The organism is Methylosinus sp. H3A, assembly GCF_015709455.1.
Lineage (GTDB): Bacteria > Pseudomonadota > Alphaproteobacteria > Rhizobiales > Beijerinckiaceae > Methylosinus.
The window spans coordinates 2786391-2811292 of the sequence record NZ_JADNQW010000005.1 but is presented as its reverse complement, the minus strand read 5'-3'; the positions used below and the strand labels follow the sequence as shown (position 1 = coordinate 2811292).

Annotated in this window: 18 protein-coding genes; 8 read left to right on the top strand and 10 right to left on the bottom strand. The window is 66.0% G+C overall.

The features are described from left to right. Positions 1-370: 370 nt before the first annotated feature. Together IY145_RS16015 and IY145_RS16010 are read left to right on the top strand one after the other, a co-directional pair. Positions 371-8137, top strand: a complete 7767-nt coding sequence (locus IY145_RS16015; protein WP_196409120.1) for an ice nucleation protein — start codon at positions 371-373, stop codon at positions 8135-8137. Between the two features lie 97 nt (positions 8138-8234). After that, positions 8235-10268 (top strand): glycosyl transferase, encoded by a 2034-nt coding sequence (locus IY145_RS16010; RefSeq protein WP_196409119.1) that lies wholly within the window; start codon positions 8235-8237, stop codon positions 10266-10268. A 32-nt stretch (positions 10269-10300) separates the two neighbouring features. On the opposite strand, the gene dnaA is transcribed toward IY145_RS16010, so the two are convergent. From dnaA to coaBC, 6 genes are all read right to left on the bottom strand, one after another. Next, a complete protein-coding gene (gene dnaA, locus IY145_RS16005) occupies positions 10301-11779 on the bottom strand; it encodes a chromosomal replication initiator protein DnaA (protein ID WP_196409118.1) in 1479 nt (492 codons plus the stop codon). A 905-nt stretch (positions 11780-12684) separates the two neighbouring features. After that, a complete protein-coding gene (gene rpsT, locus IY145_RS16000) occupies positions 12685-12951 on the bottom strand; it encodes a 30S ribosomal protein S20 (protein ID WP_024879343.1) in 267 nt (88 codons plus the stop codon). Positions 12952-13135: 184 nt separating this feature from the next. Beyond that, positions 13136-13909, bottom strand: coding sequence for an enoyl-CoA hydratase (locus tag IY145_RS15995; protein WP_196409117.1), 774 nt, complete (start codon positions 13907-13909; stop codon positions 13136-13138). Positions 13910-13982: 73 nt separating this feature from the next. Next, positions 13983-14429, bottom strand: coding sequence for an Rrf2 family transcriptional regulator (locus IY145_RS15990; RefSeq protein WP_196409116.1), 447 nt, complete (start codon positions 14427-14429; stop codon positions 13983-13985). After that, positions 14426-14893, bottom strand: a complete 468-nt coding sequence (gene dut, locus IY145_RS15985; RefSeq protein ID WP_196409115.1) for a dUTP diphosphatase — start codon at positions 14891-14893, stop codon at positions 14426-14428. Before dut ends, IY145_RS15990 begins: the two co-directional genes overlap by 4 nt. Continuing rightward, on the bottom strand, positions 14893-16191 hold the full coding sequence (gene coaBC, locus IY145_RS15980; RefSeq protein WP_196409114.1) for a bifunctional phosphopantothenoylcysteine decarboxylase/phosphopantothenate--cysteine ligase CoaBC: 1299 nt from the start codon (positions 16189-16191) through the stop codon (positions 14893-14895). The genes dut and coaBC overlap by 1 nt, the downstream gene beginning before the upstream one ends. A gap of 131 nt (positions 16192-16322) precedes the next feature. Here coaBC and IY145_RS15975 point away from each other — a divergent pair, with 131 nt between their 5' ends. Continuing rightward, a complete protein-coding gene (locus IY145_RS15975) occupies positions 16323-16733 on the top strand; it encodes a hypothetical protein (RefSeq protein ID WP_196409113.1) in 411 nt (136 codons plus the stop codon). 54 nt (positions 16734-16787) lie between these two features. On the opposite strand, the gene IY145_RS15970 is transcribed toward IY145_RS15975, so the two are convergent. Together IY145_RS15970 and IY145_RS15965 are read right to left on the bottom strand one after the other, a co-directional pair. Beyond that, a complete protein-coding gene (locus tag IY145_RS15970) occupies positions 16788-17108 on the bottom strand; it encodes a HigA family addiction module antitoxin (protein WP_196409112.1) in 321 nt (106 codons plus the stop codon). Further along, the gene (locus tag IY145_RS15965; protein WP_246722065.1) at positions 17108-17422 is read right to left on the bottom strand and encodes a type II toxin-antitoxin system RelE/ParE family toxin; all 315 of its coding nucleotides are present in this window, start codon (positions 17420-17422) and stop codon (positions 17108-17110) included. Before IY145_RS15965 ends, IY145_RS15970 begins: the two co-directional genes overlap by 1 nt. A 203-nt stretch (positions 17423-17625) precedes the next feature. Here IY145_RS15965 and recF point away from each other — a divergent pair, with 203 nt between their 5' ends. The 3 genes from recF (at position 17626) to IY145_RS15950 (ending at position 20761) form a co-directional block, all read left to right on the top strand. Then, positions 17626-18786, top strand: a complete 1161-nt coding sequence (gene recF, locus IY145_RS15960; RefSeq protein ID WP_196409111.1) for a DNA replication/repair protein RecF — start codon at positions 17626-17628, stop codon at positions 18784-18786. A gap of 119 nt (positions 18787-18905) precedes the next feature. Continuing rightward, the gene (locus IY145_RS15955; RefSeq protein WP_196409110.1) at positions 18906-20009 is read left to right on the top strand and encodes an OpgC family protein; all 1104 of its coding nucleotides are present in this window, start codon (positions 18906-18908) and stop codon (positions 20007-20009) included. After that, on the top strand, positions 19949-20761 hold the full coding sequence (locus IY145_RS15950) for a GDSL-type esterase/lipase family protein (protein ID WP_196409109.1): 813 nt from the start codon (positions 19949-19951) through the stop codon (positions 20759-20761). Before IY145_RS15955 ends, IY145_RS15950 begins: the two co-directional genes overlap by 61 nt. Here IY145_RS15950 and IY145_RS15945 read toward each other — a convergent pair. Beyond that, the gene (locus tag IY145_RS15945; RefSeq protein ID WP_196409108.1) at positions 20686-21615 is read right to left on the bottom strand and encodes a phosphatase PAP2 family protein; all 930 of its coding nucleotides are present in this window, start codon (positions 21613-21615) and stop codon (positions 20686-20688) included. The two genes, IY145_RS15950 and IY145_RS15945, sit on opposite strands and share 76 nt — an antisense overlap. A 273-nt stretch (positions 21616-21888) precedes the next feature. Next, positions 21889-22554, bottom strand: a complete 666-nt coding sequence (gene ung / locus IY145_RS15940; protein ID WP_196409107.1) for a uracil-DNA glycosylase — start codon at positions 22552-22554, stop codon at positions 21889-21891. Between the two features lie 151 nt (positions 22555-22705). Here ung and IY145_RS15935 point away from each other — a divergent pair, with 151 nt between their 5' ends. Together IY145_RS15935 and IY145_RS15930 are read left to right on the top strand one after the other, a co-directional pair. Continuing rightward, positions 22706-22975 (top strand): helix-turn-helix domain-containing protein, encoded by a 270-nt coding sequence (locus tag IY145_RS15935; protein WP_196409106.1) that lies wholly within the window; start codon positions 22706-22708, stop codon positions 22973-22975. Between the two features lie 171 nt (positions 22976-23146). Next, the gene (locus tag IY145_RS15930) at positions 23147-24898 is read left to right on the top strand and encodes a SulP family inorganic anion transporter (RefSeq protein ID WP_196409105.1); all 1752 of its coding nucleotides are present in this window, start codon (positions 23147-23149) and stop codon (positions 24896-24898) included. Positions 24899-24902: the final 4 nt, after the last annotated feature.

Here is a 24902-nt window from a genome sequence, read left to right as displayed (position 1 = left end):
TTCACTTAGATGTTTGTTAAGACCTGGGTGCCACTATCCGAACCGCGAAGCCTCCGATGATGGATGGTCTCGTATTCGCGCCGAACAGGACAGATGATCTGTCCGCCGCCGGCCCGGCATAGGAACCTTGAGCCCATCCGGCTCACAGGTCTCCACCGGAGGGCATGGCCTGGCGCGACGGTGTTCCCAAAACCCATGTGACGAAGACACAACCGCCGGCCACTTCGCGCCGGAGCGATCGCTCGCGCGTCATCGCTGCGTCTCCCGCTCACGCCCGACACGGACCGAGACGCCGCGCTCGGGCCGAGAACCGTACGCCGGCCCACTTTTCGTTTCTTCGTAAACAGCTTCATTGGAAGCGGAGCGCCCGATGACCTCGATCTTCACATCTCTCACCGCCACTCAGGTTGCCGGGCTCACAACCACGATCATATCCAATCTGTCGACGACGGACATCGCCGCGCTGAGCACCACGCAGGCGGCCGCGCTCAAATCGACGCAGCTCAACGTCCTCAATTCGACTGATCTCCAATATCTGGCGCAGACGCAGATCGCCGCGCTCTCGGCCAACGCCATCGCCGGCCTCTCGCTCGCGCAGATCGGCAATCTGACCACCACCCAGGCCGACGAATTCACCGCCACTCAGGTCGCGGCGTTCACCTCCTCGCAGATCGGCGCGCTCACCTCGACCGAGTTGCAAGGATGGGACGCCACGCAGATCGGCGCGCTCACCTCCACGCAGATCGGCAAGCTCACCACCACGGCGATCAGCAATCTGTCGACGACGCAAATTTCCTCGCTGAGCCAGACGCAGGTGCGCGGCCTCACCACATCGCAGCTCAATGCGCTGAGCACCGACGATCTCATCGCCGTCAATCTCGCCAATCTGACCACCTCCCAGATCGCCGGCCTCGACGGCGCCGCCGCCGGCAATCTCTCGACCACTCAGGCGGAAGGCCTCACCTCCGCGCAAATCGGCGCTCTGTCGGCTACCGCTTTCGCAGGCCTCTCGTCGACCGAGGTCCAGGCCTGGAGCACCACCCAGCTCGCCGGCCTCACCGCCACGCAGATCGGCAAGCTCACCACAACCGCCTTCTCCAATCTCTCCACCACCCAGGTCACCGATCTCACCTCCACCCAGGTCCGCGGCCTCACCGCGACGCAGATCGGCGGACTGACCGCCTCCTATCTCGACGCCATAGACGCCGGCGACTTCTCGACCAGCCAGATCGCCGCCTTCGGCTCCACCACGGTCGGCGATCTCTCCACGACCCAGGTCGGCAATCTCACCTCGACGCAGATCGGCTCGCTCTCCGCCACCGCATTCGGCGCGCTGACCTCCACCGAAGTGCAGGCCTTCTCCTCCACTCAGCTCGCCGGCCTCACCGCCACCCAGATCGGCAAGCTCACCACAACCGCCTTCTCCAATCTCTCCACCACCCAGGTCACCGATCTCACCTCCACCCAGGTCCGCGGCCTCACCGCGACGCAGATCGGCGGACTGACCGCCTCCTATCTCGACGCCATAGACGCCGGCGACTTCTCGACCTCGCAGATCGCCGCCTTCGGCTCCACCACCGTCGGCGACCTCTCCACGACCCAGGTCGGCAATCTCACCTCGACGCAGATCGGCTCGCTCTCCGCCACCGCATTCGGCGCGCTGACCTCCACCGAAGTGCAGGCCTTCTCCTCCACTCAGCTCGCCGGCCTCACCGCCACGCAGATCGGCAAGCTCACCACAACCGCCTTCTCCAATCTCTCCACCACCCAGGTCACCGATCTCACCTCCACCCAGGTCCGCGGCCTCACCGCGACGCAGATCGGCGGACTGACCGCCTCCTATCTCGACGCCATAGACGCCGGCGACTTCTCGACCTCGCAGATCGCCGCCTTCGGCTCCACCACGGTCGGCGATCTCTCCACGACCCAGGTCGGCAATCTCACCTCGACGCAGATCGGCTCGCTCTCCGCCACAGCATTCGGCGCGCTGACCTCCACCGAAGTGCAGGCCTTCTCCTCCACCCAGCTCGCCGGCCTCACCGCCACCCAGATCGGCAAGCTCACCACAACCGCCTTCTCCAATCTCTCCACCACCCAGGTCACCGATCTCACCTCCACCCAGGTCCGCGGCCTCACCGCGACGCAGATCGGCGGACTGACCGCCTCCTATCTCGACGCCATAGACGCCGGCGACTTCTCGACCTCGCAGATCGCCGCCTTCGGCTCCACCACCGTCGGCGACCTCTCCACGACCCAGGTCGGCAATCTCACCTCGACGCAGATCGGCTCGCTCTCCGCCACCGCATTCGGCGCGCTGACCTCCACCGAAGTGCAGGCCTTCTCCTCCACTCAGCTCGCCGGCCTCACCGCCACCCAGATCGGCAAGCTCACCACAACCGCCTTCTCCAAAGTCTCCACCACCCAGGTCACCGATCTCACCTCCACCCAGGTCCGCGGCCTCACCGCGACGCAGATCGGCGGACTGACCGCCTCCTATCTCGACGCCATAGACGCCGGCGACTTCTCGACCTCGCAGATCGCCGCCTTCGGCTCCACCACCGTCAGCGACCTCTCCACGACCCAGGTCGGCAATCTCACCTCGACGCAGATCGGCTCGCTCTCCGCCACCGCATTCGGCGCGCTGACCTCCACCGAAGTGCAGGCCTTCTCCTCCACTCAGCTCGCCGGCCTCACCGCCACGCAGATCGGCAAGCTCACCACAACCGCCTTCTCCAATCTCTCCACCACCCAGGTCACCGATCTCACCTCCACCCAGGTCCGCGGCCTCACCGCGACGCAGATCGGCGGACTGACCGCCTCCTATCTCGACGCCATAGACGCCGGCGACTTCTCGACCTCGCAGATCGCCGCCTTCGGCTCCACCACGGTCGGCGATCTCTCCACGACCCAGGTCGGCAATCTCACCTCGACGCAGATCGGCTCGCTCTCCGCCACAGCATTCGGCGCGCTGACCTCCACCGAAGTGCAGGCCTTCTCCTCCACCCAGCTCGCCGGCCTCACCGCCACCCAGATCGGCAAGCTCACCACAACCGCCTTCTCCAATCTCTCCACCACCCAGGTCACCGATCTCACCTCCACCCAGGTCCGCGGCCTCACCGCGACGCAGATCGGCGGACTGACCGCCTCCTATCTCGACGCCATAGACGCCGGCGACTTCTCGACCTCGCAGATCGCCGCCTTCGGCTCCACCACCGTCGGCGACCTCTCCACGACCCAGGTCGGCAATCTCACCTCGACGCAGATCGGCTCGCTCTCCGCCACCGCATTCGGCGCGCTGACCTCCACCGAAGTGCAGGCCTTCTCCTCCACTCAGCTCGCCGGCCTCACCGCCACGCAGATCGGCAAGCTCACCACAACCGCCTTCTCCAATCTCTCCACCACCCAGGTCACCGATCTCACCTCCACCCAGGTCCGCGGCCTCACCGCGACGCAGATCGGCGGACTGACCGCCTCCTATCTCGACGCCATAGACGCCGGCGACTTCTCGACCTCGCAGATCGCCGCCTTCGGCTCCACCACCGTCGGCGACCTCTCCACGACCCAGGTCGGCAATCTCACCTCGACGCAGATCGGCTCGCTCTCCGCCACCGCATTCGGCGCGCTGACCTCCACCGAAGTGCAGGCCTTCTCCTCCACTCAGCTCGCCGGCCTCACCGCCACGCAGATCGGCAAGCTCACCACAACCGCCTTCTCCAATCTCTCCACCACCCAGGTCACCGATCTCACCTCCACCCAGGTCCGCGGCCTCACCGCGACGCAGATCGGCGGACTGACCGCCTCCTATCTCGACGCCATAGACGCCGGCGACTTCTCGACCTCGCAGATCGCCGCCTTCGGCTCCACCACCGTCGGCGACCTCTCCACGACCCAGGTCGGCAATCTCACCTCGACGCAGATCGGCTCGCTCTCCGCCACAGCATTCGGCGCGCTGACCTCCACCGAAGTGCAGGCCTTCTCCTCCACCCAGCTCGCCGGCCTCACCGCCACCCAGATCGGCAAGCTCACCACAACCGCCTTCTCCAATCTCTCCACCACCCAGGTCACCGATCTCACCTCCACCCAGGTCCGCGGCCTCACCGCGACGCAGATCGGCGGACTGACCGCCTCCTATCTCGACGCCATAGACGCCGGCGACTTCTCGACCTCGCAGATCGCCGCCTTCGGCTCCACCACCGTCGGCGATCTCTCCACGACCCAGGTCGGCAATCTCACCTCGACGCAGATCGGCTCGCTCTCCGCCACAGCATTCGGCGCGCTGACCTCCACCGAAGTGCAGGCCTTCTCCTCCACCCAGCTCGCCGGCCTCACCGCCACCCAGATCGGCAAGCTCACCACAACCGCCTTCTCCAATCTCTCCACCACCCAGGTCACCGATCTCACCTCCACCCAGGTCCGCGGCCTCACCGCGACGCAGATCGGCGGACTGACCGCCTCCTATCTCGACGCCATAGACGCCGGCGACTTCTCGACCTCGCAGATCGCCGCCTTCGGCTCCACCACCGTCGGCGACCTCTCCACGACCCAGGTCGGCAATCTCACCTCGACGCAGATCGGCTCGCTCTCCGCCACCGCATTCGGCGCGCTGACCTCCACCGAAGTGCAGGCCTTCTCCTCCACTCAGCTCGCCGGCCTCACCGCCACGCAGATCGGCAAGCTCACCACAACCGCCTTCTCCAATCTCTCCACCACCCAGGTCACCGATCTCACCTCCACCCAGGTCCGCGGCCTCACCGCGACGCAGATCGGCGGACTGACCGCCTCCTATCTCGACGCCATAGACGCCGGCGACTTCTCGACCTCGCAGATCGCCGCCTTCGGCTCCACCACCGTCGGCGACCTCTCCACGACCCAGGTCGGCAATCTCACCTCGACGCAGATCGGCTCGCTCTCCGCCACCGCATTCGGCGCGCTGACCTCCACCGAAGTGCAGGCCTTCTCCTCCACTCAGCTCGCCGGCCTCACCGCCACGCAGATCGGCAAGCTCACCACAACCGCCTTCTCCAATCTCTCCACCACCCAGGTCACCGATCTCACCTCCACCCAGGTCCGCGGCCTCACCGCGACGCAGATCGGCGGACTGACCGCCTCCTATCTCGACGCCATAGACGCCGGCGACTTCTCGACCTCGCAGATCGCCGCCTTCGGCTCCACCACGGTCGGCGATCTCTCCACGACCCAGGTCGGCAATCTCACCTCGACGCAGATCGGCTCGCTCTCCGCCACAGCATTCGGCGCGCTGACCTCCACCGAAGTGCAGGCCTTCTCCTCCACCCAGCTCGCCGGCCTCACCGCCACCCAGATCGGCAAGCTCACCACAACCGCCTTCTCCAATCTCTCCACCACCCAGGTCACCGATCTCACCTCCACCCAGGTCCGCGGCCTCACCGCGACGCAGATCGGCGGACTGACCGCCTCCTATCTCGACGCCATAGACGCCGGCGACTTCTCGACCTCGCAGATCGCCGCCTTCGGCTCCACCACCGTCGGCGACCTCTCCACGACCCAGGTCGGCAATCTCACCTCGACGCAGATCGGCTCGCTCTCCGCCACCGCATTCGGCGCGCTGACCTCCACCGAAGTGCAGGCCTTCTCCTCCACTCAGCTCGCCGGCCTCACCGCCACCCAGATCGGCAAGCTCACCACAACCGCCTTCTCCAATCTCTCCACCACCCAGGTCACCGATCTCACCTCCACCCAGGTCCGCGGCCTCACCGCGACGCAGATCGGCGGACTGACCGCCTCCTATCTCGACGCCATAGACGCCGGCGACTTCTCGACCTCGCAGATCGCCGCCTTCGGCTCCACCACCGTCAGCGACCTCTCCACGACCCAGGTCGGCAATCTCACCTCGACGCAGATCGGCTCGCTCTCCGCCACCGCATTCGGCGCGCTGACCTCCACCGAAGTGCAGGCCTTCTCCTCCACTCAGCTCGCCGGCCTCACCGCCACGCAGATCGGCAAGCTCACCACAACCGCCTTCTCCAATCTCTCCACCACCCAGGTCACCGATCTCACCTCCACCCAGGTCCGCGGCCTCACCGCGACGCAGATCGGCGGACTGACCGCCTCCTATCTCGACGCCATAGACGCCGGCGACTTCTCGACCTCGCAGATCGCCGCCTTCGGCTCCACCACGGTCGGCGATCTCTCCACGACCCAGGTCGGCAATCTCACCTCGACGCAGATCGGCTCGCTCTCCGCCACAGCATTCGGCGCGCTGACCTCCACCGAAGTGCAGGCCTTCTCCTCCACCCAGCTCGCCGGCCTCACCGCCACCCAGATCGGCAAGCTCACCACAACCGCCTTCTCCAATCTCTCCACCACCCAGGTCACCGATCTCACCTCCACCCAGGTCCGCGGCCTCACCGCGACGCAGATCGGCGGACTGACCGCCTCCTATCTCGACGCCATAGACGCCGGCGACTTCTCGACCTCGCAGATCGCCGCCTTCGGCTCCACCACCGTCGGCGACCTCTCCACGACCCAGGTCGGCAATCTCACCTCGACGCAGATCGGCTCGCTCTCCGCCACCGCATTCGGCGCGCTGACCTCCACCGAAGTGCAGGCCTTCTCCTCCACTCAGCTCGCCGGCCTCACCGCCACGCAGATCGGCAAGCTCACCACAACCGCCTTCTCCAATCTCTCCACCACCCAGGTCACCGATCTCACCTCCACCCAGGTCCGCGGCCTCACCGCGACGCAGATCGGCGGACTGACCGCCTCCTATCTCGACGCCATAGACGCCGGCGACTTCTCGACCTCGCAGATCGCCGCCTTCGGCTCCACCACGGTCGGCGATCTCTCCACGACCCAGGTCGGCAATCTCACCTCGACGCAGATCGGCTCGCTCTCCGCCACAGCATTCGGCGCGCTGACCTCCACCGAAGTGCAGGCCTTCTCCTCCACTCAGCTCGCCGGCCTCACCGCCACGCAGATCGGCAAGCTCACCACAACCGCCTTCTCCAATCTCTCCACCACCCAGGTCACCGATCTCACCTCCACCCAGGTCCGCGGCCTCACCGCGACGCAGATCGGCGGACTGACCGCCTCCTATCTCGACGCCATAGACGCCGGCGACTTCTCGACCTCGCAGATCGCCGCCTTCGGCTCCACCACCGTCGGCGACCTCTCCACGACCCAGGTCGGCAATCTCACCTCGACGCAGATCGGCTCGCTCTCCGCCACAGCATTCGGCGCGCTGACCTCCACCGAAGTGCAGGCCTTCTCCTCCACCCAGCTCGCCGGCCTCACCGCCACCCAGATCGGCAAGCTCACCACAACCGCCTTCTCCAATCTCTCCACCACCCAGGTCACCGATCTCACCTCCACCCAGGTCCGCGGCCTCACCGCGACGCAGATCGGCGGACTGACCGCCTCCTATCTCGACGCCATAGACGCCGGCGACTTCTCGACCTCGCAGATCGCCGCCTTCGGCTCCACCACGGTCGGCGATCTCTCCACGACCCAGGTCGGCAATCTCACCTCGACGCAGATCGGCTCGCTCTCCGCCACAGCATTCGGCGCGCTGACCTCCACCGAAGTGCAGGCCTTCTCCTCCACTCAGCTCGCCGGCCTCACCGCCACCCAGATCGGCAAGCTCACCACAACCGCCTTCTCCAATCTCTCCACCACCCAGGTCACCGATCTCACCTCCACCCAGGTCCGCGGCCTCACCGCGACGCAGATCGGCGGACTGACCGCCTCCTATCTCGACGCCATAGACGCCGGCGACTTCTCGACCAGCCAGATCGGCGGGCTGGACGCGACCGCGGTCAGCAATCTCACTTCGACCCAGGTCGGGGCGCTGACTGCGGGGCAGGTCGGCGCGCTCTCAGCGACCGCGATCAATTCGCTGACCACGACCGAGATCGACGCTCTGAGCAGCACGCAGGTCGCGGGCCTCACCAAGACGCAGCTCACCGCGCTGAGCACGACCAATTTCACGGCTCTGACCAGCACGACGGGCATTCCGGCGCTCACGACGACGGCGATCGCCGGCATAACGACGACCGATATCGCCGCCCTCAGCACGACCCAGGGCAACGCCTTCACGACAACCCAGATTCAGGCAATGTCCGTGGATCAAGCTATCGCGCTCGTGTCTCTCATCGGCTGACGGCGAGGGGCGCGAGACGCGGTGACCTTCGTCACGCGTCCGCAACGGCGCTTCGGGCGGGATCGCTCGGGCGCCGCCCTCTCGAATGGACGTCGACATGACCACTCAGCCGAACGAATCGGAGTCTGCCCTCGCGCTATTCAAAAGCGCGATCGAAAAATCCTTCTCGCGCAAGCTGACCATCGCCGATCTGTTCACCGCCGCAGCGCAGCTCAAAGCGGCGGGGCTCGATCGGCGGGCGGCCGAGCTCTATAAACATTGGATCGCCTTCAACGCGGACGACCCGGTCGTCTATGCGGCCTATTTCAACTTTGCGACCGCGCTGTCCGAGACGGGCGACCGCCCCGGCGCGATCAATGCGCTGCGCGAGGCGATCCGCATCCAGCCGGATTTCCAGCCGCCCTACATTAATCTCGGGCGGCTGCTCGAGGATTCCGGCCAGGTCGGCGCGGCAGTCGCGCAGTGGCTGGCGCTGGTCGAGCGGACCGCCGCCATCAATGGCGACGCGGTCGCTCACAGACTGAGCGCGCTGCAGCAGACCGGACGCGTGCTCGAGAGCCTCAACAAGGACGAGGCGGCCGAAGATGCGCTGCGACAGATTCTCGAGATCGACCCCAAGCGGCAGGAGGTGGTCCAGCATTGGATCGCGCTGCGCCAGCGGCAATGCAAATGGCCGGTGGTCCTGCCCTCCGAGCGCGTGAGCCTCGCCGATCTCGCCAATGGCATTTCGTCGCTGTCGCTCGCCAATCACGCCGACGATCCGATGTTCCAACTCGCCAAGGCGCATCATTACGAGAAGCGCGCCATCGGCCGGCCCGAGCGTCGCCTGCTCCCGCCAGAGCCGAAGCGGAGGCCCGCCAAAACAAAGCTACGCATCGGCTATGTCTCCTCTGATCTGCGCGAGCACGCCGTCGGCTTCGCCATGACGGATGTGCTCGAGTCGCATGATCGCGCGCATTTCGAGATCCACGCCTATTATTGCGGCATCGCGCGCAATGATCCGACGCGCGAGCGCATCGTCGCCGCCGTCGATCACTGGACCGACATCAATGGGATGAACGACGAGACCGCCGCGCGCAAAATCGCCGAGGACGAGATCGATATTCTCGTCGACCTCAACGGCTACACCAAGGACGCGCGCACCAAGGTGTTCTCGCTGCGTCCGGCGCCGATCATCGTCAATTGGTTCGGCTTTCCCGGCACGATGGGCAGCCCCTATCATCATTATATCATCGCCGATCCGGTGATCGTCCCGGAAGGATCGGAGATCTATTATTCCGAGAAGGTGCTGCGGCTTTCCTGCTACCAGCCCAATGACCGCAAGCGCGTCGTCGCGCCGAACCGCCCGACGCGCGCCGAGGCGAGACTGCCGGAAGACGCTTTCGTCTATTGCTCGCTCAACGGCATGCAGAAGCTCACCGCTCTGACCTTCGACCGCTGGGCGCGCATATTGACGGCGGTTCCGGGCAGCGTGCTGTGGCTCTTGACCGGCACGGAACAGACCAACGACCGCGTGCGGGCGGAGGCGAAGGCGCGCGGCGTCGCGCCGGAGCGCATCGTCTTCGCCGATAAAATGGCCAATCCGCAGCATTTGGCGCGCTATGCGCTCGCCGATCTCTTCCTCGACAATTTCCCCTATGGCGCCCATACGACGGCCGCCGACTCGCTGTGGATGGGCGTGCCGATCGTCACCTTCCCCGGCCGCAGCTTCGCCTCGCGCGTCTGCGCCAGCCTGGTGCGCGCCGCCGGCGTCGGTGAGCTCGCCTGCTCATCGGCCGAGGATTATATCGCGCTCGCCATCGAGCTCGGCAAAGACAGGCGCAAGCTCGCCGGCGTCCGCGACAAGCTCGCGAAGGCGCGCGACGCCTCGCTGCTGTTCGACACGCCGCGTCTCGTCGGTGAGCTCGAGACGCTCTATCGCGGCATGTGGCGCGACTACGAGCAAGGCGAATTGCCGCGGCCCGACCTGCGCAATCTCGACATTTATCACGAGATCGGGCTCGAGCTCGATCTCGAGAAGATCGAGCTCGTGAGCGACGACGATTATCGCGCGCTCTATGAGCGCAAGCTCGCGGATTGGGACGCCGCCTATCCGATCGAGCCCGACACGCGCATGTGGCGGCCGCGCTGAGCGCGCGGCCATGACGCGATCACTCCCCCCGCTCACTCGGCGAGCATTCGCTTCAGCAGCTCTATGACCTCGGACAGGCTCTTGTCCTTGGAGGCGAGCTCCTCGACCTTGCGCACGGCATGCAGCACGGTCGTGTGGTCGCGTCCGCCGAAGCGGCGACCGATCTCCGGCAGCGAGCGCAGCGTCAGCACCTTGGACAGATACATGGCGATCTGCCGCGGGCGCACGACATTGGCGGTGCGGCGCGAGGACAGAATATCCGCGCGAGAGATGTTGTAGTGGCTGGCGACGAGCTTTTGAATGTCGTCGATCTTGACGCGCTTGGGCTCCTGGCTGCGCACCAGATCGCGAATGGCGTTCTCGGCGGTCTCGACGCAGAGCGGCGCGCCATTCAGCGTCGAATGGGCGAGCAGACGATTGACCGCGCCTTCGAGATCGCGGCCATTGGTGACGATCGTCTTGGCGATATAGGAGACGACCGCCGGCGGCACGTGGAAAGTGGGCTGCGCCTCCTGCGTGGCGGCGATGCGCGCCTCCAAAATCTTCACGCGCAGCTCTTCGTCGAGCGGCCCGATGTCGACGCAGAGCCCGCCCTTGAAGCGCGAGAGCACGCGCTCGTCCAACGTCTCGAGATCGGACGGCGGACGATCGGCCGCGACGACGACCTGCTTGCCGGCGTCGATGAGCGAGTTCAACGTATGGCAGAACTCCTGCTGGATCGACTTGCCCTGCAGAAACTGCACATCGTCGATGATCAGCACGTCGATGTTGCGCAGCCGCTCCTTGAAAGCGATCGAGTTCTGCTGCGTCAGCGCCGAGACGAAGCCGCTCATGAATTTCTCGGCGGTGAGATAGAGCACGCGCCGCTTATTGTCATTGGCGGAACGCGCCACTGCTTGCAGCAGATGCGTCTTTCCGAGTCCGACGGCGGCATGCGTGTAGAGCGGATTGAACAACGGATGCTCGCCGGGGCGGGCGTCGGCGACGCGACAGGCGGCCGCATAGGCGAGCTGGTTGGAGGGGCCGACGAGAAAGGTCGAAAAAGAGAGACGACGATCGAGCGGCGAGCCGCCGAAAGAATCGGCGTCGCCGCGCCCGGAAACCCGCATCGGAGCCTTGACGGGCTGTGTCTCCATGCGATCGGCGATGGCGGGCGCCGCCGGCGCCGCCTTCTCGGCCGCAGCGCCGGCGTCCGCATCGCGCGGACGCGAGCGCCGCGTCGGCGAGCGCACGTCTATGACGATCTGCTCCAGCGTGGAAAATTCGGCGCAGAGCCGCGTGCGGATGCGATCCGCATAATGCGAGTGAATCCAGCTCTTCAAGAATTTGGTCGGCACCGTCAGCAGCGCGGCTCCGTCCTTCACGCCCTCGAGCTCCAGCCGCGCGAACCAGGAATTATAGACCGCCTCGCCGAGCTCGGCGCGCAGCCGGCCCCGCACACGTTCCCATTTTTGCCGGTCCTCCCCCGATAGTTCACTGGAATTCGACTGGTCATCGCTATTATCGGACATGGCTTTCTTTCGCGCTGAAGACGAGTCGAGGCGCGGCGCCTCGACAGCGTCGTCACAGTGAAACGGATGAATCGGTCGGTTTCGATCGATATGCGCGATCGGCGCTTAGAGGACGCTTACAGCCTGATAGGGGGCCCCACGGAACATTCGCTGAAGTCGAACGGATTTCGGCCGTCCTTTCGACTGCGACGTCGCGCGTCGTAGCGCTGCGCTTCGTCGTCGCTCGTTCTCGTGTCGGCTCGCCGCCCAAAAGCCATCACATCACCCCTACATCCGCGATGAGCGAAAGCTCGTCGCGGTCCTAACAATCGGATCTGAAGATACGCAGACAGAAACGCACCCAGCGGGAATTCGGCCGATGCATTCGTGGTGTGGTCGACGCATTCGACGAACGCGTCCGGCAGTCTATCGCAGAGAAGGTGTCACCCGAAGGCCTACATACGTTCACTCACCCGTCTAAGCGACGCCGCTCCGCAACGCCACGCCACGTTTCGAACCTACACGCAGGCATTTGCGCACGCAACGATCGTCGAGCCGCAGAATGCGCAGATCGTCGCCGCATCGTTGCCGCAGAGGCCCTCTTCGCCAGGATAAGGTCATGATTCGCCGCTCAGAAAAATCGACGGCCGACCGAGGCGCCGCAGAGCGATCGTTGCAGCGCTGCAGCGCGCGCCGTCGCGAAGAGTCCCTGTCAAGCCCGCCGAGCGTTGGCGGCGCAACGGGCCTATAATGCAATTAACTGTTTTTAAACCATATACGCTGCGCACAAGAAAAACGTGTGAAAATAAATCTCACACTACGCGGACTAGCGGAATCGGTTTTCACGATGGTCGAAGAATTACGCAGAACGCAAAAAAGCCCGGCTGAGCCGGGCTTTGAAAACGCGCGATTTGCGTAAGGAAAGATCAGGCCGACAGAGCCTTCACGCGAGCGGTCAGACGAGAGACCTTTCGCGATGCGGTATTCTTGTGAATGACGCCGTGCTGCGCTGCGCGCATGACGACCGGAGCGACGCTCTTGAGCACCGCCGCCGCCGTCGCGGCGTCGCCGCTCGCGATCGCCTCCTCGACCTTGCGCACTTGCGTGCGCAGCAGGCTGCGACGCGCGCGGTTGACGGCCGTGCGCCGGGCGATCTTGCGGACGGCCTTCTTGGCCGAGCTGGTGTTGGCCATCTTTGTTCCTTCGACGGTCGAGGCGAGGCGGGCGGGGTCGCCGCCCAGAAAAGCAAAGCGGCCGCGAAATCGCGGCCAGTTCGCCGGCCTTATACGCGCGCCGACGCCGTTTCGTCAATGCCCGGCCCAAGCGGCTCCCAAGCGGCGCGAATAGGGCATGGACGCGGCGCCGAAGCGCTCCGGCTCAGCGATGCTCGAAATGCGGCGGGCGCTTCTCGATGAAGGCGGTCATGCCCTCTTTCTGATCATGCGTCGCGAACAGGGAATAAAACAATCTCCGCTCGAAACGCACGCCTTCCGACAAAGGCGTCTCATAGGCGCGTTCGACGGCCTCCTTCGCCATCAGAACCGCCGGCAGCGACAGAGCCGCGATCGTCTGCGCAGTCTTCAGCGCCTCTTCGAGCAGCCGGTCCGCAGGCAGTATGCGCGCGACGAGGCCGCAGCGCTCGGCCTCCTCCGCGCCCATCAGCCGGCCGGTCAGAACGAGCTCCATCGCCTTGGATTTGCCGATGGAGCGCACCAGACGCTGGGTGCCGCCGGAGCCCGGAATGACGCCGAGCTTGATCTCTGGCTGGCCGAATTTTGCCGTATCCGCGGCCAGGATGAAGTCGCACATCATGGCGAGCTCGCAGCCTCCGCCGAGCGCATAGCCGGCGACGGCGGCGATGACCGGCTTGCGCGCGCGGGCCACCCCGTCCCAGCGCGACAGGAAATCGTCGAGATAGGCCTCGGCGACGGTCTTGTCGCGCAGCTCCTTTATGTCGGCGCCCGCGGCGAAGGCTTCGGCGGAGCCGGTCAGCACGACGCAGCCGATCTCCGGGTCCGCCTCGAAATGCGTCAGCGCGTCGGCGACCTCGCCGATCAAACGGGCGTTCAGCGCATTGAGCGCACGCGGACGGTCGAGCCGCAGCAGCGCGACGCGTCCGTGCGTTTCGATCTTGATCGTCTCATAATCCAAGGCTGGCCCTCCTGTTTCCTCGATCACTCGGCGAGCGAAGGCCGGGGTCCATGTGACCCCCCCCGCATGCGCGTCAAATATCGAAGTCGCCGTCATTCCCCTCGATCTCGCCGAGTCCGGCGGCGACCGCCTGCCCATGCAGCTCGTCCAAGGTGATCATATCGAGCTTGGCTAGCGCCTGGCGCTCGGCGTCGGCGAATACGGGATCGACGGCGAGCGCCAGCAGCCGCGGCTCCTCCCCATCCATAGCCCCCTCCTCCGCCCGCAGCGCCACGCGCACGATCTCGCCGACATTGAGGCGGCGGCGCTCGCGCGCCAGCTCATAGCCGCCGGCCGGTCCGCGCACGCTCTTGAGAATGCCGGCGCGCACCATGGCCTGCAGCATGCTCTCGAGATGCCGCGGCGGCAGATCGTGACGCGCCGCCAGCGCCCGCGACGACACCGGCCGCGACCGCGCATGCAAGGCGATGTCGAGCGCCGCCAAAACGGCGAGGCGCGCGGGACGCGGCAGCAGGCTCATTCTGCGCCGCCCTCGCCGATCCCCGTCGAGCCGAAGCCGCCGGCGCCGCGCGCGGTCTCGGCCAGCGCGTCGGCCGCCTCGACGAGCTCCACGCGCTCATAGCGCGCAACCACCAGCTGAGCGATGCGCATGCCGCGCGAAATCTCGAAGGGATGCGCGCCAAAATTGACGAGCAGAACCTTCACCTCGCCGCGATAATCGCTGTCGATCGTGCCGGGCGCGTTGAGCACGCTCACGCCGAATTCGAGCGCCAAACCGGAGCGCGGCCGCACCTGCGCCTCATAGCCCGGCGGCAGCGCGATGGAGAGGCCCGTCGGCACGAGATCGCGCGCGCCCGGCTCGAGCACCAGCTTGCCGCCCGGCGCGATCGCCGCGCTGAGGTCGAGGCCGGCGGCGCCTTCGCTGGCGTAAGCGGGCAGAGCGACGCCTTCGCCATGCGGAAGGCGGCGGATGGCGATTTTCATCACGGCGTCTCCCCGGAGGCGAGCTTTTCGCAAAGATGCGCGAGGAGCCGCGCCGCGACCTCGGATTTATCCAGCCGCGGCCAGGATTGAGCGCCCTCGCGCGAGACGAGGTGAACCTCGTTGCTGTCCGCGCCGAACACGCCGGCGGCGGCGCCGACATCATTGGCGACGATGAGATCGCAGTCTTTGCGCGCGAGCTTTTCCTGCGCATGAGCGAGCATGTCGCGCGTCTCCGCGGCGAAGCCGACGACCAGCGCCGGCCGCCCCTCGCGCCGTTGCGCGACGCTGGCGAGAATATCCGGATTCTCGCGCAGAACGAGCGTCGGAGGCTCGCGCGAGGCGCCTTTCTTGATCTTGTCGGCCGAAGGCTCGACGCGCCAATCGGCGACGGCCGCGGCGGCGATGAAAATATCGGCCGGCAGAGCCGCCTCGACAGCCGCGAGCATTTGCTGCGCCGTCTCGACATGGCGCGTCACGACGCCCTGTGGATCGGCGATCTCCACCGGGCCGCTCACCAGAGTGACGCGCGCCCCGGCGCGCGCCGCCGCCGCCGCTATGGCGTGGCCCTGCTTGCCGGAGGAGCGGTTGGAAAGATAACGCGCCGGATCGATCGGCTCGCGCGTCGGCCCCGAGGTGACGAGCACATGGCGCCCGGCGAGCGGCCCGTGCGCGGCGAAAGGAAGCGGCAACAGCGTATCCCCGCGCAGCGCCGCCTCTATGGCGCCGACGATCGCCAGCGGCTCGGCCATGCGTCCGGGGCCATATTCGCCGCAGGCCATATCGCCCTCCTCCGGCCCGACGAAGAGCGCGCCATCGCCGCGCAGCGTCGCGACATTACGCTGCGTCGCCGGATGCAGCCACATGCGCAGATTCATGGCCGGAGCCAGCAGAGTCCGCTTGTCGGTGGCGAGCAGCAGCGTCGTCGCCAGATCATCGGCGAGCCCCTGCGCCATGCGCGCCAGAAGATGCGCCGTCGCCGGCGCGACCACGACGAGATCGGCCTCACGCGACAGCCTTATATGACCCATTTCCTGCTCGTCGCTGGGCGAGAACAAATCCTCGTGGACGCGCTCGCCGGTGAGGCTCGCGAAGGAGAGCGGCGTGACGAAGCGCGCGGCCGCGGCGGTGAGGACCGCGCGCACGACCGCCCCGCGCTCGCGCAGCCGGCGCACCAGCTCGAGCGACTTGTAGGCGGCCACGCCGCCGCCGACGACGAGCAGGATGCGCTTACCTGAAAGGCTCTGCGGATCGGAACAGGCCACGCGACAGCTCCGCTGGCGATGAAGGGGCGACAACATACTCTCTTTCCCGCCGGCCCGGAAAGGCCGACGCGAGGCGACGCTCCGTATTCCGCCGGAGGGCTGCAAAGCCGTATCCGGTCGCGACGCCTTGGTCTATATTCGGGATCGCCTGCGCGCGAGGAAAGGGGATGTCGGACTATCTCGACAAAGTGAATCGCATTCCGATCTCGGCCGATCTCCTCGGCGAGGTGCTGGACATGCTGCGCCAGCTCCCTGCGGAAGAGCGCTGGGCCTCTGGCTCGCGCTCGGCTCGCCTGTTCGAGCTGCTGGAGCGCCGCGGGATGTCCGAGACGGCGGACGTCATCGCCGTCGCCATAGACCTGCGCGTCACCGCTCTGCTACGGCTGCAGAGCGCCGACGCGCTGCGCGGCTGGACGAGCCCCGGCGGCGAGCTCGGCGTCAATCTCCTCCACCCCGATCTCCTGAAGGCCGCCGCCGCCGAGCCGCTCATCGAGGAGGCGGACGGCGAGGCCGGCTTCGACGCCGGCAACTTCCGCCTGCGCCTGCTGGCGGGCGCGGAGGTGTATGGGCGGGCGTGAGGGTGGCGATTTGAGTTCCGCTCGCGACTCGAGCCGTGAATCATCCGGCATTCTTCAGCCCTGCGCGGGGCCGTCCGGGACAAACCGCTTCACAATGATCTGGTCGGAACGGTCGCGCATGGCGCAGGCGTCGAACCATGCCTGCATCCTCAACAGTGTTTCCATGCTGACGCCGAAAGCCTTCTCGATACGTAGCGCCATTTCAGGCGACAAGGCCGAATTGCCGTTCACGAGGTCGGACAGCGTGGCGCGGCGCACTCCCAACACATCGGCGGCCTGCGCGATCGAAAGGTCGAGAGGCTCGAGGACTTCCTCGCGGATGAAAGCGCCTGGATGCGGCGGCCTCATGCCTATGGTCACAGCTCTGTCGGTCATTAATGATAATCCTCCAAGTCGAGGTTTATGATGTCGCCGCCATCGAGTTCGAAGGTGATGCGCCAGTTGCCAGAAACGGAAATGCTCCACGTCCCGGCCCTGTCTCCGGAAAGCTGATGTATCCGCCAACCCGGTGAGCCTTGCACACCGTCCATATTTGTCGCGGCGATAAGCGCGGTGAGGATATTGCGCGTTCGATTGACCAGATCGGGGCGCAACTCCCTCGGGTCGTCAATCTCGATGAAGCGCTTCAGGCCTCGGTGTTTGATCATGCGAAGATTCATCCGCACTTTGCGTACGGTATAGCCGTACATACCGCAAGCCTTTTCTGGGCGACTTCCGCACGCACTTTTGCACAAATAGCAGCGAAAAATCATCCGCTTTGGATTTCGTTTGATTTCTCGAAATTCGCGTCGAGCTCGACAGAAAGTGGAGCATCGGCCGAGCGCAAACGCGCGCCCCGCGAAAGCTCCCCTCACACTGGCCCTTCGCGCGCGCCCGTGGCAAAGCGTGCGGCATGACGCCGAGCGATCCTCCCATTCTCGCCCCCATGGCGCGGCGGCTCCAGCTCGCCGACTATCGCTCTTATACCGCGCTCGATTGCGCGATCGAGGCGCCGCTCGTCGCGCTCTCCGGCGAGAACGGGGCCGGCAAGACCAATATTCTCGAGGCGCTCTCATTGTTCTCGGCCGGGCGCGGGCTGCGCGGCGCCGAGCTCTCCGATTGCGCCCGCCGCCAGGGCTCGGGCGGCTTCGCCGTCTCCATCGAGCTTTTTGCCGACGGCGTCGCGACGCAGCTCGGCCATGGGCTCGAGCCGGCGAGCGGCGATCAGGGCGCGGCGCGGCGCTTTCGCATCGATCGCGCGCCGGTCTCCTCCGCCCGCGCTTTCGCCGATCATCTCCGGCCGCTTTGGCTCACGCCTTCGATGGACGGGCTGTTCGCGGGCCCGGCGGGCGATCGGCGGCGGTTCTTGGATCGGCTGGCGCTCAGCCTCGACGCCGAGCATGGGACGCGCGCCGCCCGGCTCGAGCGAGCGTTGCGCAACCGCAACCGCCTGCTCTCGGAAGATTCGCCCGACGCGCGCTGGCTCGATGCGACGGAGCGCGAGATCGCCGCGCTCGGCGTCGCCGTCGCCGCCGCGCGGGGCGAGACGGTGCTGCGGCTGCGCGCCCTCATCGCGCGCGAGCGCGACGACAGCTCGCCCTTTCCATGGGCGGAGGTCACGATCGAGGGCGAGCTCGAGCGCATGGTCGGCGAGGAGCCCGCTCTGCGTGTCGAAGATCGGTATCGCGCGCGGCTCGCCGCCTCGCGCCGGCGCGACGCCGCCGCCGGCCGCACGCTGGAAGGGCCGCAGGCGAGCGATCTTTCCGTGCGCCACGGCCCCAAGGACGAGGCGGCGCGCGCCTGCTCCACCGGCGAGCAGAAGGCGCTGCTGACCGGCCTCGTGCTCGCCCACGCCCGCCTCGTCGCCGCCACCACGGGACGCGCGCCGCTGCTGCTGCTCGACGAGGTCGCCGCCCATTTCGATCCGCTGCGGCGCGAGGCGCTCTACGCCGAGCTCGCGCGCATCGGCGGACAAGTGTGGATGACGGGCGCCGATCCGGAGGTCTTCGCCTCGCTCGCCGGCCGCGCGCAGCTTTTGCGCGTCCTTCCGGGCCGCGTGGAGCGCGCGATATGAATGTCGCCGAGGCGCCTCTCCGCCGGTCCTGAAAAAGGCCGCATTCGGGGCCCTGAACAAGCGCGCCGCGGCTCCGGGTCCGCGGCGACGACGAAGCCGCCAAACGATCGAAGAAGCGCATGCGCGAGCCGAATGAAATCGATTTCTGGCGCGGCTTCGCTCTCGTCACCATTTTCGTCAATCATATTCCCGGCATTTTCTTCGAGCGCTTCACCTTCCGCAATTTGGCGATCTCCGATTCGGCGGAGCTGTTCGTCTTTCTGGCCGGCTGGGCGCTGCGCAAGCTCGTCGACGGGCCGGCCAAGCCGCTCTCGGCGCGCTATCTGATCCTGCGCCTCGAGGGACGCGCTTTCACCGTCTATCTGGCCCAGCTCGTCATCGCGCAATTGGCGATCGCGCTGCTCGCCGGCGCCGCGCTCTGGCTGGACGCGCCATTCCTGCTCGACTGGAACAACGCCTCGGCCATTTTCACCGATCCAGCGCGCGCCCATCTCGGCCTCGTCGCGCTGACGTTTCAGCTCGGCTATTTCGATATTCTGCCGCTCTATGTCGCGCTGATGCTCGTCTCGCCGCTGATCGCCCTCTCCTATCGCCATGCGCGGGCGCTTTTGCTGCCGGTCTCGCTCGCCATTTGGGCCTTTGCGCTGGCGACAGGCGTGAATTTCCCGACCTGGCCGGTGGAAGGCGCCTGGTTCTTCGATCCGCTCGCCTGGCAGCTCGTCTTCGTGCTCGGCTTTCTGCTCGCCGGCGCGGACGGGATCGGCGGCCTCGCGCGGCGCCACAGAAAATGGCTGTGGCGCCTCGCTCTGCCCATCGTACTGCTCGGCGCGCTCGCGGCGCGGACCGATTTCGATCCCTCGCCGATCGCTCTGCCGGAGCCCAAGCTCTTCTTCGTCTTCGACAAAACCTTCCTCTCGCCGGCGCGGCTGCTCTCCAATCTCGCCATTGTCGCGGTCTTCGCGGGCTCTTTCGGCGCAATCTCACGGACGCTGCCGCGTCTCGGCGGCTTTCTGTCGCTGCTCGGCCGCAATTCGCTCAATGTCTTCTGCGCCGGCTCTCTGCTGAGCCTCGCCGGACAGGTGTTCCGCTTCGCCTATGGCGGAGATGTTGTAAGCGACGCTTTTATCGTTATGTTCGGCCTCGGTGTGATGGGAGCGGCCGCATGGGCTTCGGAATGGCGCGAAAGGCTGCGGGCAAAAACGTCGAAAGAGCCTGCGGCTTAGCGCTGGCGCTTACGGCCTCGCTCGCCCTCGCTCAGGAATCCGCGCCGCCGGAGGCGCCGCCCCCGCTCAGCCCGGCCTGCGAGGCGCCGGCCGGCGATATCGCCGCGCCCGCCATGCTGCCGCATTTCGCCAGGGCGCTGCGCGAGCGCAAAACGGCGCGTATTCTCGCCATCGGCTCGTCCTCGACCTCGGGCGTCGGCGCCTCTTCGGAAGCCAAGAGCTATCCCGCCCAGCTCGAGGCCATTCTCGAGGGCGCGATGAAAGGCGTCGACGTCGTCGTCGCCAATCGCGGAATCTCGGGCGAGGTCGCCGCCGTCACGGCCGAGCGCATCAAGAGCGAGGTGACGCGGGAGAAGCCCGATCTACTGCTGTGGCAGCTCGGCACGAATGACGCGCTGGTGCGCGTCGCGCCGGACGAATTCGAGAATACGGTGCGCTCGACGATCCGCTGGCTCAAGGACAATGAGATCGACGTCGTTCTCGTCGGGCTGCAATACAGCTCGCGCTTCTCGCGCGACGAGGAATATTTCGCCATTCGCAACGTGCTGCAGCGCGTGGCCAGCGCCGAGAATGTCGCCTATGTGCGCCGCTATGACGCGATGCGCTTCATCGCGCAGAACCACGCCAATCTGCAGATGATGGCGCGCGACAATTTCCACCTCAACGATCTCGGCTATCAATGCATGGCCGAGCATATCGCGCGCGCGGTGATCGTCGGCGTGTTCGCCAAGCGTCGGCCCAGCGCGAATTGACTCCGTCGTTCCTCTATGCGCCGCGCGAACCGATAGGACAGATAGGCGACCGCGACTCCGCCGATCGGGTCCACGGCATAATGTCCGCCGTCCGTCACCGTGCCCACCATCAGGGCGGCGTCGACGAGGCACAAGACGTAGAAGACCGGGCGCACAGAGCGCAGGCTGAGAGGCGTCAGCGCGCCGACCACGGCATGAAAGGAGGGAAAGCTCAAAAGGCCGCCGATCGCGCTGTTCGCGAAATTCAATGGACCGGCCTCGCGCAAGCGCGCCAGATGATCCAGCGGGGTGCGGCCGGCGAACCGAAGCTCGTGAAACATCGAATTGTCGACGAGAGTGATCGCGCTCGAGGCCGGAAGCAGAGCGGCGATGACGATCGTCGCCGTGAGCGCGATCGCGTAGGAGAGAAGATAGACGCGCAATTCGTCGATGCGCTCGAGCGCAGCCAGCAGAAGCACCGGCGCGATGATCTGAATGGCCATGCTCGCATAGGCTTTCCGTAGCCATTCCGCCAACACAGGACGATCGTCGATATAATGGACAAAGGCCAGCCAATCGACGCCGAGCCATCGATCGAGCGAGAGAAACAGCTCGTCCTGCAGCGGCATGGCGAGACGCTGCGTCGCATAGCTCGCAAAGGCGCCCGCGAGCGACGTCGCCACCAGATAGATCATCGAATAGACGAAAATCGGCGCAACGCGCGAGACCAAGCTCGGCGAGGCGAAGCGACAATAGACGTCGAGAGCGAAGACTGCGACGAGGAAAAGGCTCAGGTCCGGGAAGGGTGGCAGCGTCAGCCCCGTCGCTTTGGCGCCGACATAGGCGCTTACCATCAATGCGAGGCTGAGCCGCACGGCGGCAAATGGGACAGCGACGAACCGCGATCGTAGATAATCGAGACAAAGATCGCAAAATCGGCGGTAAATATGAAGAGAATTACAAAGCAACGTCAAATACATGCGAAACTCGCGTCTCGAGATGATTTGGAGACGCGCCGCCGGACTCGGCGAAAACGCCTCAGAAATGGCCGACTCGCGCCGGCAATCCAATGAATACTCAACTACGAAACCGCGGTTACATTTTGGTAAACGACTAATTTTATAATGTATTCCAGTAATATAGCCGCCTCACCACTCGATCGGCGCGCGTCCTTTCGATTCGAGATAGGCGTTGGCTTTGGAAAAATGCCTGCAGCCGAAGAAGCCGCGCGCAGACAGCGGCGAGGGATGCGCGCTCTCGAGCACCAAATGCTTGGCGCGATCGACGCCCGCGCCTTTCTGCCGCGCGTAATTGCCCCATAGAAGAAAGACGACGCCCTCTCGCTCGCGCGAGAGCGCCTGCACGGCGGCGTCGGTGAAACGCTCCCAGCCCTTGCCCTGATGCGAGCCGGCGGCGCTCCCGCGCACGGTGAGCGTGGCGTTGAGCAGCAACACGCCCTGACGCGCCCAGCGCGAGAGGTCCGGATCGCGCGAGACCTTCCGCCCGAGATCGGCCTCGATCTCCTTGAAGATGTTCTGCAGCGAAGGGGGCGGCGCAATGTCGCGGCCGACAGCGAAGCACAGGCCATTGGCCTGGCCGGGGCCGTGGTAGGGATCTTGTCCGAGGATCACCACTTCGACAGCGTCGAAAGGGCATTCGTCGAAGGCGCGGAAAATCTGCTTGGCCGGCGGATAGACCTTGGCTCTCGCATATTCCTCGCGCACGAAATGGCGCAGCGCGCCGAAATAGGGCTGCTCGAACTCCGCTCCGAGGCGAAGCTTCCAGCTCTCGTCGATTTGCACGGGTTTGTTCATATCCGCCAAGCTAACATGCGCGCGGGTCAGGCGAGAACCAGGGCGCGCACGAGTCGCGCGGCCGCGTTGCAAAATGGCTCAGATGATGTTTAAAACATCATCTTGGCGATGTAAAACATGTCTGCTAATATAAAAAGCGTGAGCATATGAGATGATCACCGCCGCTCAATTGCGCGCCGCAAGGGCGCTGCTCGGCATAGATCAGAAAAAGCTGGCCGAGCTTTCCGGCGTCTCCTTGCCGACGATTCAGCGCATGGAGGCGAGCGACGGCAATGTCCGCGGCGTGATCGAGACGCTCACCAAGGTCGTCGAGGCGCTGACCGAGGCCGGCGTCGAGCTGATCGGCGAGAACGCCCGCAGCGAGGGCGGCGGACGCGGCGTCAGAATGCGCCGCCCCGGCCCGCCCCATTCGACGACGTGAGACGACCAGAATCTTTCGATGTTTCATTGAAACATGGAAAGATTCTCGACATTTGTGTCGACGCGTCTCCAGCCGAACCGGCGTCCGCTTCGGCTTGGAGACGCTCTGATCCGCGACGACGACCGCCGACTTCGCGCCGACGATCCCGCCGCTCCTCGAACGAAGGAGCCGATGTTGAGAGATCGACGTTTTCGCCAGCCGAGCTTCATCGAGCTGTTCACGCCCAAGCTCGTCACCATTTTGCGCGAAGGCTATGGCCTTGCCGATCTGCGCGCCGACGCCATCGCCGGCCTCACTGTCGCGATCGTCGCTCTGCCGCTCTCCATGGCCTTCGCCATCGCCTCTGGATTGAGCCCGGACCGCGGGCTCTATACGGCGATCATCGGCGGCTTTCTCGTGTCGGCGCTCGGCGGCAGCCGTTTTCAGATCGGCGGGCCCGCGGGCGCCTTCATCGTTCTCGTCTTCTCCATCGTGCAGCGCCAGGGCTATGACGGGCTCGCGCTCGCCACGATGATGGCGGGCGTCATCCTGCTCGCGATCGGCCTGCTGCGCGGCGGCACCTACATCAAATACATCCCCTTTCCGGTGACGGTCGGCTTCACCGCCGGCATAGCCGTCATCATTTTCGCCAGTCAGCTCAAGGATCTTCTCGGCCTCGATATTCCGCACGAGCCGGCCGCGCTCGGCCCCAAGCTCGCGGCGTTATGGGAGGCGCATGGCAGCTTCCGGCCGACGACGATCGCCGTCTCGGCGCTGGCGCTCGCCGTCATTCTCGGACTGCGGCGCTTTCGACCGCATTGGCCGGGAATGCTGATCGCCGTCGTGCTCTGCGCGGCGGCGACAGCGGCGCTGCATCTCGATGTGGAGACGATCGGCTCGCGCTTCGGCGGCGTGCCGCATACGCTGCCGGCGCCGGCGACGCCCGCCTTCGATCTGGCGCGGCTGCGCGCGCTGCTGCCCGACGCCCTCACCATCGCCCTGCTCGGCGCAATCGAGTCGCTGCTCTCCGCCGTCGTCGCCGACGGCATGAGCGGGCGGCGCCATCGCTCCAATTGCGAGCTCGCGGCGCAGGGAATCGCCAATATCGTCGCGCCGATCTTCGGCGGCATTCCGGTGACGGGAACCATCGCCCGCACGGCGACCAATGTGCGCTCGGGCGCCAAGGGTCCGGTCGCCGGCGTGCTGCATGCGGCGTTTCTCCTCGCATTCATGCTGGTCGCTGCGCCGCTCGCATCCTTCATCCCGCTCGCCTCGCTCGGCGCGGTGCTCGCGGTCGTCTCCTGGAACATGGCGGAGAAGAAAGAATTCGTCGCGCTGGTGAAAGCCTCGCGCGGCGACGCGCTGGTGCTGCTCTCGACCTTTCTGCTCACCATATTCGAGGATCTGACGATCGGCATAGGCGTCGGCGTGACTCTGGGCGCCTTCTTGTTCCTGCATCGCCTCGCCGAGAGCGTCGAGGTGCAGACCGGCGAGGCCTTCCTCGACGAGGACCAGGCCGACGATTATGACGGCCATCGCCCAGCCTATGACTCCGCGGCCGCCTCCGACGCCGAGGTGATGGTCTATAAGATCAGCGGCGCGATCTTCTTCGGCGCCTCGGCGACGGTGAGCGCGGCGCTGGACGAGATCGGCCGCTATCCGCGCGTCTTCATCTTCGACTTCACCGATGCGCCGCTCGTCGACAGCACGGCGGCGCGCGCGCTCGAAAGCTTTGTCGCGCGGCTGCGGCGGGCGGGCACGACGGTCTGCGTCGCGGGCGCGCGGCCGGGCGTGCGGCGGGCGCTGCTCGCGGCTGGCCTGCACGAGCCGGAGACTTTCTACGCAGGCACGGTCGCCGACGCGCGGCGCCGGGCCGCGGCGCCGGAGCAGCCGACGGATCGCGAGCCGAGGCTGACACGCGCCGCCGTCGCCGGCCGCGCGTGACGAT